This window comes from Streptomyces sp. S465 (genome assembly GCF_026898115.1).
Classification (GTDB): Bacteria; Actinomycetota; Actinomycetes; order Streptomycetales; family Streptomycetaceae; genus Streptomyces; species Streptomyces luomodiensis.
Genome location: NZ_CP114036.1, coordinates 3856109 through 3871958, shown reverse-complemented (window position 1 = coordinate 3871958; position 15850 = coordinate 3856109). Strand labels below are relative to the sequence as shown.

8 protein-coding genes are annotated in these 15850 nt (G+C 72.0%); 5 read left to right on the top strand and 3 right to left on the bottom strand.

The window, feature by feature from the left end; all coding sequences use genetic code 11:
• Positions 1–210: 210 nt before the first annotated feature.
• Positions 211–582, bottom strand: coding sequence for an Rv3235 family protein (locus N6H00_RS16330; protein ID WP_268972441.1), 372 nt, complete (start codon positions 580–582; stop codon positions 211–213).
• Between the two features lie 747 nt (positions 583–1329).
• Here N6H00_RS16330 and N6H00_RS16325 point away from each other — a divergent pair.
• Both N6H00_RS16325 and N6H00_RS16320 read left to right on the top strand, forming a co-directional pair.
• Entirely contained in the window at positions 1330–1836 is a 507-nt protein-coding gene (locus tag N6H00_RS16325) for a DUF6912 family protein (protein WP_268976995.1), read from the top strand.
• Positions 1837–1872: 36 nt separating this feature from the next.
• Positions 1873–2541, top strand: coding sequence for an HAD family hydrolase (locus N6H00_RS16320; RefSeq protein ID WP_268972440.1), 669 nt, complete (start codon positions 1873–1875; stop codon positions 2539–2541).
• Positions 2542–2881: 340 nt separating this feature from the next.
• On the opposite strand, the gene N6H00_RS16315 is transcribed toward N6H00_RS16320, so the two are convergent.
• A complete protein-coding gene (locus N6H00_RS16315; protein WP_268972439.1) occupies positions 2882–3448 on the bottom strand; it encodes a DJ-1/PfpI family protein in 567 nt (188 codons plus the stop codon).
• 436 nt (positions 3449–3884) lie between these two features.
• Here N6H00_RS16315 and N6H00_RS16310 point away from each other — a divergent pair, with 436 nt between their 5' ends.
• The 3 genes from N6H00_RS16310 to N6H00_RS16300 all read left to right on the top strand — a co-directional run bounded on the left by N6H00_RS16310 (position 3885) and on the right by N6H00_RS16300 (position 13627).
• Entirely contained in the window at positions 3885–8852 is a 4968-nt protein-coding gene (locus tag N6H00_RS16310) for an NAD-glutamate dehydrogenase (protein WP_268972438.1), read from the top strand.
• 288 nt (positions 8853–9140) lie between these two features.
• Positions 9141–11468, top strand: a complete 2328-nt coding sequence (locus tag N6H00_RS16305; protein ID WP_268972437.1) for a bifunctional glycosyltransferase/CDP-glycerol:glycerophosphate glycerophosphotransferase — start codon at positions 9141–9143, stop codon at positions 11466–11468.
• Positions 11469–11617: 149 nt separating this feature from the next.
• A complete protein-coding gene (locus N6H00_RS16300) occupies positions 11618–13627 on the top strand; it encodes a glycosyltransferase family 2 protein (protein WP_268972436.1) in 2010 nt (669 codons plus the stop codon).
• Positions 13628–13676: 49 nt separating this feature from the next.
• On the opposite strand, the gene N6H00_RS16295 is transcribed toward N6H00_RS16300, so the two are convergent.
• Entirely contained in the window at positions 13677–15707 is a 2031-nt protein-coding gene (locus N6H00_RS16295; RefSeq protein WP_268972435.1) for a glycosyltransferase, read from the bottom strand.
• Positions 15708–15850: the final 143 nt, after the last annotated feature.

Below are 15850 nucleotides of genomic sequence, written 5' to 3'. Positions count from 1 at the left end.
CGCGTGCAGGTGGTACGGGCCGGGATGCCGCGCGGGGCGCGGCACCCCGGCCCGTCGCGTTGTGCGGGTGCGGTGGTGCTTGTGGTGTCGGTGGGTGGTGTCGGTCGTATGGGGCGGGCGCGGTTCACGTTCGTTCGGTGCGGGCCCGTTCTCTCCGCGAGACTGGGGCCCGCCCGGCTTTCGGGCCCGTGACGTCCGCCGCCGGACGGGTCAGGCGAGTGGGCCGAGGTCGATGGCGGCGCAGCGCCAGCGGGCGTCGGCGCCCAGCTCCAGCCGGAAGGCGAGCGCGCTGAGCCGGTCTCCGGAGGCGATCCGGGCGAACGCCTCGATGACCCCGTGCCGGGGCTGGTACTCACCGCAGCGCCGTACGACGGGCGCCGAGGCGCGCCCTCCGGCGGGGCGCAGCGGGGCCCGCGGAGCGAGCTCGATCAGCCGGTCGTAGGCGGCCGGGAGGGCGTGCCCGAGGAGGGTGTGGACGGGGCGCTGGCCGCTGAGAGTGAGCAGCAGCCGGTTGGCGAACCAGTAGCGCGGCAGCCGGTCCCGCTGCCGAAACGCCGCGGCGGCGGCCGCGCTCCGGGACACGGCGGCGGCGCGTGAGGCGGTCGCGGCGGTGCGGTACGCGGCTGTCGCGCGCGGTGCGGTGACGGGCGACGGGGCTGCTGTGCCATGCGGTACGGGGGTGGCGGTGGTGGGGGCTGTGCCGCTCGGTGGCGCGGTTGTGGTGGGTGGGGTGGGGGTCGGGGTGGCTGTGGGGTTTGGTGTGGTCGTGGGGGCGGGGGTGGGCGGTGTCGTGGCTGCCGGGGTGGGCGGTGTTGTGGTGGTGTCGGGGGTGGGGGTGTTCGTGTTGGTGGTGCGGGGGCGGCGGGGGTCTCGGCGGGCTGGGGGGCCGCTTCGGCGGGGTCCGCCGGCGCCCCGCCGTCGTACGGCCTCCCCGGCTGCCGGGGGTCGGGCCGTGGTCCGATGTGTGGTCCTGTCCGTGGCCCGATCCGTCGTTCGGACGCCCTCGCGCATGCCGCTCGCCCCGTTCTCTCCGGCCCGGCCCGATACCGGGCGGTAGCTTTTGTCGGAGAGTCTTCTACCGGCGCCTTTTCGGGCCCCGCAATGAGCGTCGCACCGCCCTCCCGGCGCCGTCGCGGTTCACCTATCCGTGGCATACGGCGGCTCATCTTCCCTGGCCACGGGCTTGTGCGGGGCGCACTTCGGGCTTCGCGGGGCCTTGGCGTCCGCTGTCCCCCGAAAGGGGACCACCGGCCCTGTCAAGAAGACTCGGGAGAGGGGACGGACGATCGTATGCTGGGGGCCTATTGGTCTCTGATGAAAGCGGCAGTCATGCGCGTCTACGTCCCCCTGACCCTCTCCGGTCTCGCCGAGGCATACAAGGAGGGCCAACTGGGGCCGGCGCCGGTGACCGCCTATGCGGTCACCCCGGCACTTCGCGAGTGGTATGTGTCCGATGACATCGAGGAGCTGGAGTACGCGGCGCTGAGCCGGGCCGCGCAGGCTTCGCTGCGGCTGCTCGCCGTCGACCCGCGGGCGGTGCGCAGGCGGGTCGTGGTGGCCGTGGACGTGCCCGATGGGCAGGCCGTCGCCGATCCGGACCGGGGGCTGGACCAGTCCGCGCTGGGCGAGGTGCGGATCAACGCCGCCGTACCGCTGGCGAAGGTCGCCGCCGTGCATCTGGACGCCGATGACGCCGAGCGGGACATCGCGGCGGCCGCCGACGCGCTGGGCGCGGCGGACCTCGGTGACGACGACGCGCAGTTCACCGTGGACGGCGCCGAGGACCACGAGCTGCTCTGGTACGCCACCCAGGAGATCCCCAACCTCATCGACTGATGTACCGGTGTCGGACCCGCCCGGTACCGTCGTGGGATGGGGAAGAACCACGTGACGCACCTCGTCTGGGACTGGAACGGCACGCTGCTCCACGACATCGACGCCGTGATCTCGGCGACGAACGCCTCGTTCCAGGAGATCGGCCTGCCGCCGATCACCCTCGAGCGCTACCGCGACCTGTACTGCGTCCCGGTGCCGCGGTTCTATGAGCGGCTGCTGGGGCGGCTGCCCACCGACGATGAGTGGGTGGTCATGGACGAGACGTTCCACCGGCACTACTGGGCGCTGGCCGAGTCCGCCGGGCTGGCGATCGGCGCCCGGCAGCTGCTCGTGGAGTGGCAGGAGGCGGGTCTCACCCAGTCGCTGTGCTCACTGGCCCCGCATGAGTATCTGCTGCCCCTGGTGCGGACGCATGGCATCGAGCGCTTCTTCGTCCGGGTGGACGGCCGCGTCGGGCAGAGCAACACCGGCAAGGCCGAGCAGATGATGCGCCATATCGCCGCGCTCGAAGGGGTGCCGCCGCAGCGGATGGTGGTGATCGGGGACGCCGTGGACGACGCGGTGGCGGCGCGGCATGTGGGGGCGAGGGCCGTGCTGTACACGGGCGGTTCGCACAGCCGGGCCAGTCTGGAGGCGGCCGGGGTGCCGGTCGTGGACTCGTTGGAGGAGGCCGTACGAGAGGCCGAACGCATGGCCGATGAGTGAGCGGGTGCGAGTTCTCCTGGGCGGGTGCTGCTCGTTCTCCTCGGCGGGTGGCCGGGCTCCTCGGCGGGTGCCCGTTCCCCTCGGCGGGTGCTCGTTCTCCTCCGCCGGTGGCCGTTCCCCTTGGCCGGTGGCCGTTCCCCTTGGCCGGGGCCGTTCCCCTCAGCGGGTGCTCGTTCTCCTTGGCGGGTGGCCGTTCCCCTCGGCGAGTGGCCGGGCCCCAGCGGGTGCTCGGTCTCCTCGGCGGGTGGCCGTTCCCCCACCGGGTGCACGTTCTCCCCAGACGGTGGCCGTTCCCCTCCGCGGGTGCCCGCCCCTCCTCACCTAACCGGTGGCTCTCTCCTCACACCACTGGTGCCTTCGCCCGCAGCACTGTCAGGAACTCCCGCATCCACGCCGGATGGTCCGGCCAGGCCCGTGAGGAGACCAGCGTGCCGTCGACCACGACCTCCGCGTCCTGGTACTCCGCCCCCGCTGCCTGCATATCCGGCTCCAGGGCCGGATAGGCGGTGACCCGGCGTCCGCTCAGGCCGCCCACGGCCGCCGTGAGCAGCGGGCCGTGGCAGAGCTGCGCCACCGGCTTGTCCGCGTCGAAGAACGCCTTGCAGATCTTGCGCAGCTCGGGGTCGTTGCGCAGGTATTCCGGGGCGCGACCGCCCGGGATCACCAGGGCGGCGTACTGTCCCGGGTCGACCTCGGAGAAGGCGAGGTCGGCGGGGAAGGTGTAGCCCGGTTTCTCGGTGTAGGTGTCGAAGCCCTCTTCGAAGTCGTGGACTACGAAGCGCAGTGTCTTGCGGCTCGGGGCCGCGATATGGACGTCGTATCCTTCTTCGCGCAGTCGCTGGTACGGGTAGAGCACCTCCAGCGATTCGGCCGCGTCGCCGGTCACCAGCAGGATCTTCGCAGCCATGCCGTCCACCTCCACGTCCACGCTTACCACCGTCCAGATCACGGTGCATCCGCGCCGGCGCTTTGCCAAGAGGGCATCCCCATGACTCCGGGCGCCTCCCCGGTCGCTGTCCATTTCGTCAAACATCTGGGCCCGGTTTTGTACACGAACGGCCCATGACGACCCCCTGGGGTGGAGCGATAGCCTTGCTTCGTGATCAGCGCGATAGTCCGTGAGGGCAACGAGGCCCTCGCTCCGCGCCCGGAGCCCCACCGGCCCCGGGCCCGAGCCGCCGCTGACCTGTGGCGCGTGGGGTCTTGGTCACTTACGGCCGAGTACGCCCCGGCCATTCCCCGTTTCGGCATACCGTCGTCCACGACCGGGATTTCCGCGTCGCGGCGTCATGCCACCACCGCCATCTATGTCACGCAACGGCGCGCGACAGGAGCCAGAGGACATGCAGACCAAGCTGGACGAAGCCAAGGCCGAGTTGCTCGAACGGGCCGCCCGGGTCGCTGAGAACAGCCCTGCCGGGGGGCAACCGGTGCAGGGCCCAGGACCGGAGACCCTGACCGCATACCTCCAGCACTACTACCTGCACACGCCTCCCGAGGACTTGGCCGATCGTGACCCGGTCGACGTCTTCGGGGCGGCGCTCTCCCACTACCGGCTCGCCGAGGTGCGTCCGCAGGGCACGGCGAACGTCCGGGTGCACACCCCGACGGTCGAGGAGCACGGCTGGACGTGCAGCCACTCCGTGGTCGAGGTGGTCACCGACGACATGCCGTTCCTGGTGGACTCGGTCACCAACGAGCTCAGCCGGCAGGGGCGCGGCATCCATGTGGTGATCCATCCGCAGGTGGTCGTGCGCCGTGACATCACCGGCAAGCTGATCGAGCTGCTCGATATCTCCTCGGAGGGCCCGACCCGTAAGAAGCTTCCGCATGACGCGGTCATCGAGTCCTGGATCCATGTCGAAACCGATCGCGAGACCGACCGAGGCGATCTGAAGCAGATCACCGCCGATCTGCTGCGTGTGCTGTCCGATGTCCGGGAGGCCGTCGAGGACTGGGACAAGATGCGCCAGTCCGCGCTGCGCATCGCCGAGGGCCTGACGGACGAGCCCAAGGCCGCCGAGGTCCGCCAGGAGGAGGTCGAGGAGGCCCGGGAGCTGCTGCGCTGGCTCGCGGACGACCACTTCACCTTCATCGGCTTCCGCGAGTACGAGCTGACGCAGGTCCCCACCGAGGCCGGTGGCGAGGAGGACGTGCTGACCGCGGTGCCCGGCACGGGGCTGGGCATCCTCCGCTCCGACCCGCAGCACAAGGACGCCGACCAGAGCGCCCACGCGGGCCCCGCGGCCCCGGTGTCGCCGTCCTTCAACCGGCTTCCGGCCGACGCCCGCGCCAAGGCGCGCGAGCGCAAGCTGCTGGTGCTCACCAAGGCCAACAGCCGCGCCACCGTGCACCGCCCCTCGTACCTCGACTACATCGGGGTGAAGAAGTTCGACGCCGAGGGCAATGTGATCGGCGAGCGCCGCTTCCTGGGGCTGTTCTCCTCGGCCGCGTACACCGAGTCGGTGCGCCGGGTCCCGGTCATCCGCCGCAAGGTGGACGAGGTGCTCGCGGGCGCGGGCTTCGGGGTCAACAGCCACGACGGCCGGGACCTGCTCCAGATCCTGGAGACCTACCCGCGCGACGAGCTGTTCCAGACCCCGGTCGAGCAGCTCCGTTCGATCGTGACCAGCGTGCTCTACCTCCAGGAGCGCCGCCGGCTGCGGCTGTACCTGCGCCAGGACGAGTACGGGCGCTACTACTCCGCGCTGGTCTACCTGCCGCGCGACCGCTTCACCACCGATGTGCGGCTGCGGCTGACCGACATCCTGCTGGAGGAGCTGAGCGGCCGCCCGCCGGTCGACTTCACCGCCCTGCACACCGAATCGGTGCTGTCCCGGCTGCACTTCGTGATCCGGGTGCAGCCCGGCACCGAGCTGCCCGACCTCACCGACGCCGATGTGGAGCGGATCGAGAGCCGGCTGATCGAGGCCGCCCGGTCCTGGGCCGACGGTTTCGCCGAGGCCCTGGTCTCCGAGGTCGGCGAGGAGCGCGGGGCCGAGCTGCTCCGCCGCTATCAGCACGCCTTCCCCGAGGGGTACAAGGCGGACCACACCCCGCGCGGCGCCGTCGCCGACCTCCAGCACATGGAGCGGCTGAAGAGCGGTGGGCAGGACTTCGCGCTCAGCCTCTACGAACCGGTGGGCGCGGCCCACGCCGAGCGCCGCTTCAAGATCTACCGGGCCGGGGCCCAGGTCTCGCTGTCCGCGGTGCTGCCGGTGCTCAACACCCTCGGCGTCGAGGTGGTGGACGAGCGCCCGTACGAGCTGCGCTGCTCGGACAAGACCACGGCCTGGATCTACGACTTCGGGCTGCGCCTGCCGCTGCGCGAGGGCGAGACGCTCGCCGACGACGCCCGTGAGCGCTTCCAGAACGCGTTCGCCGCGGTGTGGACCGGCCAGGCGGAGAGCGACAACTTCAACCAGCTGGTGCTGGGCGCCGGGCTGGACTGGCGGCAGGCGATGGTGCTGCGGGCCTACGCCAAGTATCTGCGGCAGGCTGGGTCCACCTTCAGCCAGTCGTACATGGAGGACACCCTCCGGAACAATGTGCACACCACCCGGCTGCTGGTGTCCCTCTTCGAGGCCCGGATGTCGCCCGAGCGGCAGCGGGCGGGGCTGGAGCTGACCGACGCGCTGCTGGAGGAGCTGGACGCGGCGCTGGACCAGGTGGCCTCGCTGGACGAGGACCGCATCCTGCGCTCCTTCCTCACCCTGATCAAGGCCACCCTGCGGACGAATCACTTCCAGAAGAACGGGGACGGCAAGCCGCACGACTATCTGTCGGTGAAGCTGGACCCGCAGGCCGTGCCGGACCTGCCGGCGCCCCGCCCGGCGTACGAGATCTGGGTCTACTCCCCGCGGGTCGAGGGTGTGCACCTGCGGTTCGGCAAGGTGGCGCGCGGGGGCTTGCGCTGGTCCGACCGGCGTGAGGACTTCCGTACCGAGATCCTGGGCCTGGTCAAGGCGCAGATGGTGAAGAACACGGTCATCGTGCCGGTGGGCGCGAAGGGCGGCTTCGTCGGCAAGCGGCTGCCGGATCCGTCCGTGGACCGCGACGCCTGGCTGGCCGAGGGCATCGCCTGCTACAAGACCTTCATCTCCGGGCTGCTCGACATCACCGACAACATGGTCGCCGGGCAGGTCGAGCCGCCCAAGGACGTGGTCCGCCACGACGGGGACGACACCTATCTGGTCGTCGCCGCCGACAAGGGCACCGCGACCTTCTCCGACATCGCCAACGACGTCGCCCAGGCGTACGGCTTCTGGCTCGGCGACGCCTTCGCCTCCGGCGGCTCCGCCGGTTACGACCACAAGGGCATGGGCATCACCGCCCGCGGCGCCTGGGAGTCGGTCAAGCGCCACTTCCGTGAGCTGGGCCATGACACCCAGACCGAGGACTTCACGGTCGTGGGCGTCGGCGACATGTCCGGTGACGTGTTCGGCAACGGCATGCTGCTGAGCGAGCACATCCGGCTGGTCGCCGCCTTCGACCACCGGCACATCTTCCTGGACCCCAACCCGGACGCGGCCACCTCCTACGCCGAGCGCCGCCGCCTGTTCGAGCTGCCGCGCTCCTCGTGGGCGGACTACAACGCCGAGCTGCTGTCGGCGGGCGGCGGCATCCACCCCCGTTCGGCCAAGGCCATCCCGCTCACCCCGCAGGTGCGGGCCGCGCTGGGCATCGAGAAGCGGGTCGCCAAGATGACCCCGGCCGATCTGATGAAGACGATCCTCAAGGCGCCGGTCGACCTGCTGTGGAACGGCGGTATCGGCACCTACGTCAAGGCGTCCTCCGAATCGCACGGCGATGTCGGCGACAAGGCCAATGACGCCATCCGGGTGGACGGCCAGGACCTGCGGGTCAAGGTGGTCGGCGAGGGCGGCAACCTGGGCCTGACCCAGCTGGGCCGTATCGAGTTCGCCGCCAACGGCGGCCGGATCAACACCGACGCGATCGACAACAGCGCCGGTGTGGACACCTCCGACCATGAGGTGAACATCAAGATCCTGCTCAACGCCCTGGTCACCGAGGGAGACCTCACCCTCAAGCAGCGCAACAAGGTGCTCGCCGAGATGACCGACGAGGTCGGCGCGCTGGTGCTGCGCAACAACTACGCGCAGAACGTGGCCCTGGCCAACTCCGTCGCCCAGGCGCCCAGCCTGCTCCACGCCCATCAGCGGCTGATGCGCCGCCTGGGGCGGGAGGGGCGGCTGGACCGGGCGCTGGAGTTCCTGCCCACCGACCGCCAGATCCGCGAGCGGCTGTCCGCCGGGCGCGGTCTGACCCAGCCCGAACTGGCCGTGCTGCTCGCCTACGTCAAGATCACGGTGGCCGAGGAGCTGATCGCCACCGGGCTGCCCGACGATCCGTACCTCCAGCGGCTGCTGCACGCCTACTTCCCGCAGGCCCTGCGCCAGCGGTTCCCCGAGCACATCGACGGCCATGCGCTGCGGCGCGAGATCATCACCACGGTGCTGGTCAACGACACCGTCAACACCGCAGGTACCACCTTCCTGCACCGGATGCGGGAGGAGACCGGGGCCTCCACCGAGGAGATCGTGCGCGCCCAGACCGCGGCCCGCGCGATCTTCGAGCTGAACCGGGTGTGGGACGAGGTCGAGGCGCTGGACACGGCCGTCACCGCCGACATCCAGACCAGGATGCGGCTGCACTCGCGCCGGCTGGTCGAGCGCGGCACCCGCTGGCTGCTCAACAACCGGCCGCAGCCGCTCCAGCTCGCCGAGACCATCGACTTCTTCGCGGAGCGGGTCGGCGCGGTCCGGGCCCAGCTGCCCAAGCTGCTGCGCGGCTCCGACATCGAGTGGTACCAGCGGATCTGCGACGAGCTGACCGGGGCGGGCGTCCCCGAGGAGCTGGCCACCCGGGTGGCGGGCTTCTCCTCGGCCTTCCCGACGCTGGACATCGTCGCCATCGCGGACCGCACCGGCAAGGAGCCGCTGGCGGTCGCCGAGGTCTACTACGACCTGTCCGACCGGCTGCGGATCAGCCAGCTGATGGACCGGATCATCGAGCTGCCGCGCGCCGACCGGTGGCAGTCCATGGCCCGGGTCTCCATCCGCGAGGACCTGTACGCGGCGCAGGCCGCCCTGACCGCCGATGTGCTGTCGGTGGGCAACGGCGGCTCGACGCCCGAGCAGCGCTTCAAGGCGTGGGAGGGGAAGAACTCCGCGATCCTCCAGCGGGCGCGCACCACGCTCGATGAGATCCAGTCGTCGGAGACCTTCGACCTGGCCAATCTGTCGGTCGCGATGCGGACCATGCGGACGCTGCTGCGCACCCACAGCTGAGCGCCCGATCGCAACCGACCGCGCCGCCCGGGGCCCCGTGCTCCGGGCGGCGCGGTCCGTCGTATCACGGCCCTGTTCTCGCGGGGCCTTGCCTTTCTGCCGGCCGCCGGCGAGTGGAACCGGCACCGGGCCGACCCGCGACCGGGCGCCGGCGGCATCAGGGGAACATCGTCACCCGCGTGGCCGCTTCTTTCGGCGACTTAACGGGCATATCGGGATGAACCCACCTAGCGTGGGGGACAGTGAGTGCTTCGCGCCTCGAACCGCCGCCGTGTCCCGAGGAGCCTTATGCCCCGCTTCACCATCGTCATCGCCGCCTATCGCGTCCAGGGTTATCTGGGCGCCTGCCTGGACTCCGTACTGACGCAGTCGTTCGACGACCTCGAGGTGGTCGCCGTCGACGACTGCTCACCGGACCACTGCGGCGCGATCATCGACGCGTACGCGGCGCGCGACAGCCGGGTCGTGCCCGTGCACCAGCGGGTCAACTCGGGGCCGGGCCAGGCCCGTAACGCCGGGGTCGAGCGGGCCGGCGGGGACTATCTGCTCTTCCTGGACGGCGATGACACCCTCGCCCCCGGCACCCTCCAGGGCCTCGCCGACCGGCTCGCCCTGACCGGCGACCCGGACATCCTCTACTTCAACCACGTGCGCACCTACTGGTCGGAGCGCCGGGCCCCGAGCATCTTCGGGGACCTGCTGGCCTCGGCGGGCACCGATGTCTTCTCCGTCGTCGAACGCCCGGAATTCCTGCGGCTCTTCGCGATGTCGTCCAACCGCGTCTACCACCGCGGTTTCTACACCCGCCATGGCTTCGCGTTCAGCGAGGGCATCTATGAGGACGCCCTGCTCTCGTACAAGACGATGCTCACCGCGCGGCGCATAGCCTGTGTGGATCTGGTGGGCCTGGAATACCGGCAGCGGCGGGTCGGGGCCAGTACGGGAAGCCCCGGGGAGAAGCATTTCGTCATCTTTCAGCAATACGCCCGGCTTTTCGACTTCCTCGACGACCGGCCGCAGCTGGAGCCCCTGCGCCCGCTGCTCTTCGAACGGGCCGTCTCCCATTTCCTGTTCTGCCTGGACCGCACCTCCCGGGTGGCGACGGCGGACCGGCCGCGCTTCTTCCGCCGGGCCGCCGAGTGGTACCGCGACCACGTCCCCGCGGGATTCACCCCGCCGGTGGAGGGCCGGTGGCGTTTCGAGGCGCTGGCGGCCGGCTCCTTCGTCCGCTACCGGGAGCACGAACTGTCGGTACGGGCGGCCGCCGCGGCCCGCAAGCTGCGCCGGACCGTCCGGCCGCCCCTGGCCGCACAGGCCAAGCGGACCCTGTACGGGCTGCACCGGCGGCGGCCGGTGGACGACCGGCTGGCCGTGTACTCCGCGTACTGGGGCCGCGGGGTGCTGTGCAACCCGGCGGCCATCTACCACAAGGCACGGGAGCTGGCGCCGGAGATCCACGGGGTGTGGGTGGTCAGGAAGTCGGAGATCGCGTCCCTCCCGGACGGTGTCGACTACGTCATCCCGGGCACCCGCGACTACTACCGCGCCGTGGCCCGCGCGAAATACCTCATCAACAACGTCAACTTCGCCAATGAGGTGGTGAAACGGCCGGGCACGGTCCATGTGCAGACCTTCCACGGCACCCCGCTCAAATGCATGGGGCTGGACCAGCAGCGCTATCCGGCCGCCGCGGGCGGGATGAGCTTCGGCAATCTGCTCAAGCGCATCGACCGCTGGGACTTCGCCCTCTCCTCCAATCCGCACTCCAGCCAGATCTGGGAACGCGTCTACCCCGCCTCGTACCGGCTGCTGGAATACGGATATCCGCGCAATGACGTCTTCTTCACCGCGTCCGATGACGACATCCGGCGCATCCGCGAACAGCTGGGCATCCCGGCCGGACACACCGCCCTCCTCTACGCGCCCACCCTCCGCGACTACCAGAAGGGGTTCACCCCCCGGCTGGACCTGGAGCGGCTCAGCCGCGAGCTCGGCCCGCGGACGACGCTGCTGGTGCGCGCCCACTACTCCTACCGGCCGCAGGACCAGCTGGCCCGGCTCCAGGAGGCCGGGCTGGTGATCGACGTCTCGCGCCACCGGTCGGTGGAGGAGCTGTGCCTGGCGGCCGACGCCCTGATCACCGACTACTCGTCGATGATGTTCGACTACGCCCTCCTGGACCGCCCCATCGTGATCTACGCCGACGACTGGGACATCTACCGGTCCTCCCGCGGCGTCTACTTCGACCTGCTCTCCGGCTCCCCCGGCGAGACCCCGGGAGCCGTCGCCCGCACCGAGCGGGAGCTGGTCGAGGTCTTCCGCGAGGGCCGCTGGTGCGACGCGGACGCGACCGCGCTGCGCACCGCCTTCCGGGCCCGCTTCTGCCGGTTCGACGACGGCCACGCGGCCGAGCGGGTGGTGCGGACCCTGATGCTGGGCCAGGACGACACGGAGCTCCCGGTCCCGTCCACGTCCGCGCCCCGGGCGCGGCTGCTGCCGGTCGGCGGCGACAGCGCATCGGCGGGGCCGGGCGGCGGAGACAGCGCTACGGCGGGGCCGGTTGGCGGAGACAGCGATACGGCGGAACCGCGCGGCGGCGTCCTCACCGCCGAGTGATCGCGGTCCGTCGGGCCCCGGTCCGTCGGGCCCCGGTCCGTCGATCGCGGTCCGTCGATCGCGGTCCGTCGGGTCCCGGTCCGCCGAGCCGATCCGTCGATCCCGGTCCGTCACGTCCGCGTCCGAGCCCGGAGTCAGGAGGCTGTCCCATGCCCGCTGTGTCCCGACCTCGTGTCAGCGTGATCATCCCCGCCTACAACGCCCTGCCGGAGCTGACCCGTGCCGTCACCTCCGCGATGGACCAGACCCTCGGCCAGGACCGGATCGAGATCATCGCCGTGGACGACGGCTCGACCGACGGCACCGGCGAGCAGCTGGAGCGGCTCGCCCGCACCTGCCCCGCGCTCCGCGTCTTCCGCCAGGAGAACTCCGGCTGCGCGGGCGTCCCCCGCAACACCGGGCTGGACCACGCACGGGGCGACTTCGTCTTCTTCCTCGACTCCGACGACTATCTGGGGCCGGACGCGCTGCGCCGCATGGTGGCCATGGCCGACGCCAACGGCACCGACGTCGTCCTCGGACGAATAGCCTCCGTGGGGGGACGTGCCGTGCCCCGTGCCGTCTTCCAGCACAACCAGCCGCGCACCGACGTCTTCTCCTCCCACGCCTACCTCACCCTGGGCCCGTGGAAGCTGTTCCGGCGCTCCCTCATCGAGCGGCTGCACCTGCGCTTCCCGCCCTACCGCAACTGCGAGGACAAGCCGTTCACCGCGGCCGCCTACCTCAACGCCTCCGGGATATCCGTGGTCGCTGACTACGACTGCTACTACGTCCGCTACCGCGAGAACCGCTCCAACCTCACCCTCACCGCCGCCGACCTCGCCCACCGCATGGACGGCACCCGGCTGTGCTTCGAGACCGTGGCCCGTTATCTGGAGCCGGGCCCGCGCCGGGACCAGATCATGCGCCGCCATGTGGAGTGGGAGCTGTGCGGACCGCTGCGCGCCCTGCTGCCCCGCGAGAGCGAACAGGACGCGCGGGAGCGGTTCTTCCCGGAGTTCCGGCACTGGGCGAGGACCTGGGTGACCGACGCCCTCTTCCAGCGGCTCGACGCCCCCGACCGGCTGCTGATCCATCTGCTGCGCGCCGACCGCTTCGACGAGGTGCTGACCGTGGCCCGGAACGCCAGACGCGACGAGCGGCGCGGCCATCTCGTCGACAAGGGCCGCGTCTACTGGCTGCACCCGTTCTTCCGGGACCACGCCGCCGCCGTCCCGGACATGTGCTTCGACGTGACCGACCGGCTGCCGGTCCACCACCATCTGGAGGCGGCCGGATGGCACGGCGGGGTGCTGCGGCTGGCCGGCCACGCCTATATCGAGGACGTCGACGCCCTCGACCCGGCCACCGAGATCGTGCTGCGCAAGTACCGGGCCGACCGTCCCGAGGTCCGGCTGCCCACCACACCGTGCCTCTCGGCCCATCCGCTGCCCGGGGAGGGGCGGCGCTACGAGATGGCGGGCTTCACCGCCGAGATCGACCCGGCCACCGCCGACGGCGGGGCCCCGCTCGAACGGGGGCTGTGGAACATCTACCTGGACGTCCGCGCCCAGGGCGTCAGCCGTACCGTGCGGTTCGGCAACCGCCGCGAGGGCGGCGAGGCCACCCATCCGTCCCGGCGGCGCGTCAGCATGCCCCAGGGGCCCGTGGCGGTGGTGCCGTACTTCACCCCGTACGGCAATCTCTCGCTCGACGTCGGCGAGGTCGCCCACCCGCTGGACCCGCCCTGCCAGGTGCTCCGGGCCCTGTGGCGCACCAGGAGCACCCTGCTGGTCGGCGGACGGCTGACGGAGGAGGCCGCGCGGGAGGGCGGCACGCTGCGGCTGCGCGCCGAGGGCGGGACGGGCACGGTGCACGAGGTGCCGGCGCACTGTGAACCGGGCGGCTCCGCCGCCGTCTTCACCGCCCGGCTGCCGGTCGGCAGGCTGGGCACCGGCTGCTGGACGCTGACGCTGATCATGGACGGCCCCGGGGAGGAGGGGCCGTGCCGCACCGCGGTCGTGCCGCACTTCGACCGACTGGCCGCGACCCGCTGGCTCCGCTTCGGCTGCCGTCCCTACTACGCCAAACCGGTGGCCCTGGGCCCGGCTCGGGCCCTGGCCCTGGAAGTGGCCCCGATCAAGGTCGTCACGGGAGTGCGGCGGCGGCTGCGGCGGTGAGCCGGGGCTTGGTGGACCAGCGCGTATGGGCTCGCCAGCGCGTACGGGCTCACCGGCGCAGCCGGTTGCGTACGGCGGCGAGCAGCCGGACCGGGGCCACCCGCAGCTCCAGGGTCACCTCGCCGCGCCCCGTGAGGGGTTTGGCGTAGTACGGGCGGCCCCGGCGCACCCAGCGGGCGCCGGGCAGCCGGGCGGGCGGCGGTACGGGCGCGGCGGGCGCGGCGCGCCCCGGGCCGGGGTCGTCGGGCGCGATGACGGCCAGCGTCACCGTCCACCGGCCGCGGCTGAGGTCCCGCACCGGCAGCCGGGCGGTGAAGGCGCCCGCCGGGTGCCCCGCGGCGAACCGCACCGGCTGGTCGTGGACCCGGCCGTCGGTGTGCTCGGCGCGCAGCCGCAGCAGCCGGCCGCGCGCCGGGGTGCCGGGCGGCAGCAGCCGTCCGGCGACGACCAGGGTGCCCTTGTCCGACGGATGCCACACGGCCTCGGTCACCTCGCAGGGGGCGCCGCGCGGGGCCGGGCCGATGTCGAGGGAGAGATTGCGGTACGGGCTGGTGAAGTAGGGCGTGACCCGGGCGCGCAGACCGGGCCCGGCGGCCACCACCCGGCGCGCGGTGCCGATGTCGAGGCCGTCGTCATGGCGGTTGCCGAACCGTACGGTGCGGCTGATGCCCTGGGCGCGGACGTCGAGGAAGACGTCCCAGACGCCGGGGCGCAGCGGTGCGCCGCCGTCGGCGGTGGCGATGTCGATGTCCGCCTCGAACTCGGACGGGTCGTGCTCCGCCGTGGCCACCACCGGGATGCGCAACTCGTCCCGTGCCTCGCGGCGGCGCAGCACCAGCTCGGCGCGGTCCTCCTCGGGGTCGGCGGGCAGTCCCTCGATGGCCGCCCGGCCGCGTACCCGCAGGGTGCTGCCGCCGTGCCAGCCGGCGCCCGCGAGGTGGTGGCGGACCGGCAGCCGGTCGGTCACGTCGAAGCAGGCGTCGGGCACGTCGGCGTCGGGGTCGCGGAAGAAGGGGTGCAGCCAGTAGACGCTGCCCTTCTCGACGAGATGGCCGCGGCGGGCGTCCCGCTCGGCGTCGCGCACGACGGACAGCAGATCGTCGAAGCGGCCGGTGCGCAGCAGATGGACCATCAGCCGCTCGGATGCGGGGAGGGTGGCGAAGAGCGCGTCGGAGCAGTGGGCCCGCGCCCACCGGCGCAGTTCGGGGAAGAACCGCTTACGGGCCTCGGTCTCGTCCTCGCGCGGCAGCGCGCGCAGGGCCGGGCACAGCTCCCGCCGGATGTGGTGGCGCATCACCGCGTCCCGGCGGGGGCCGGGCCGGGTGTGGCGGGCGGCGGTCTCGAACAGCGGCCGCATGGCGTCGACACGGTCGGCCACACCGAGGGCGGCGCGGCTGGGACCGGGGGACCGGCCCAGGTGGTAGCAGTCGTAGTCGGCGACGACGGAGATCCCCGAGGCGTTGAGGTAGGCGGCCGCGGTGAAGGGCTTGCCCTCGCCGTGGCGGAGGTGGGCGGGGAAGCGCAGCCGGAGCCGTTCGACCAGGGCGCGGCGGAAGAGCTTGCAGGGCTCCAGCGTGGCGTAGGCGTGGGAGCTGTGGACATCGGTGCGCAGCTGGTTGTGGCGGAACACCGCCTTGGGTACGCCGCGCCCGTCCGGCGAGACCATCTTCCCCAGGACCACGTCGGTACCGTTCTGGTCGGCCATCGCGACCATGCGGCGCAGCGCGTCGGGCGCCAGATGGGCGTCGGCGTCGAGGAAGAAGACGAAGTCGCCGCGGGCGAGGTCCAGCCCGGTGTTGCGGAGGCCGCCGAGACCGCCGGGGACGCGGGGGCCGCCGGGGACGCGGGGGTTCTCCTGGTGGACGACGCGGAGCGAGGGGCAGCCGGCGGCGAGCCGGTCCAGCTCCGCCGCGGTGCCGTCGGCCGATCCGCCGTCGACGGCGACGATGTCGAGGCGGCTGAGCCCGATGGTCTGCTCCATGACGGAGGTGACGGCCCGGGTGATCCCGGGCATGGCGTCACGGGCGGGGACGATCACGCTGACACGGGGAGGCGGGCCGGGGCGGGAGTTGCGCGGCATGCTGGCTCCGGAGGGGATGCGGGGGGCTCAGGAGGCGTCGGGAGGGGGCTCCTGGGGGGCGGGGCCGGGGTGGGGGCTCATGGTGCGGGCCTGGGGTGAGGTCCGGGTGTGGGATGCGCTGCTACCGGGTGACGGATGTGGGG

Bases quoted from the DNA above. Each gene is read 5' to 3' on its own strand.
- N6H00_RS16325 (WP_268976995.1), top strand. From the start codon at position 1,330: ATGCGCGTCTACGTCCCCCTGACCCTCTCCGGTCTCGCCGAGGCATAC.
- N6H00_RS16320 (WP_268972440.1), top strand. From the start codon at position 1,873: ATGGGGAAGAACCACGTGACGCACCTCGTCTGGGACTGGAACGGCACG.
- N6H00_RS16315 (WP_268972439.1), bottom strand. From the start codon at position 3,448: ATGGCTGCGAAGATCCTGCTGGTGACCGGCGACGCGGCCGAATCGCTG.
- N6H00_RS16310 (WP_268972438.1), top strand. From the start codon at position 3,885: ATGCAGACCAAGCTGGACGAAGCCAAGGCCGAGTTGCTCGAACGGGCC.
- N6H00_RS16305 (WP_268972437.1), top strand. From the start codon at position 9,141: ATGCCCCGCTTCACCATCGTCATCGCCGCCTATCGCGTCCAGGGTTAT.
- N6H00_RS16300 (WP_268972436.1), top strand. From the start codon at position 11,618: ATGCCCGCTGTGTCCCGACCTCGTGTCAGCGTGATCATCCCCGCCTAC.
- N6H00_RS16295 (WP_268972435.1), bottom strand. From the start codon at position 15,707: ATGCCGCGCAACTCCCGCCCCGGCCCGCCTCCCCGTGTCAGCGTGATC.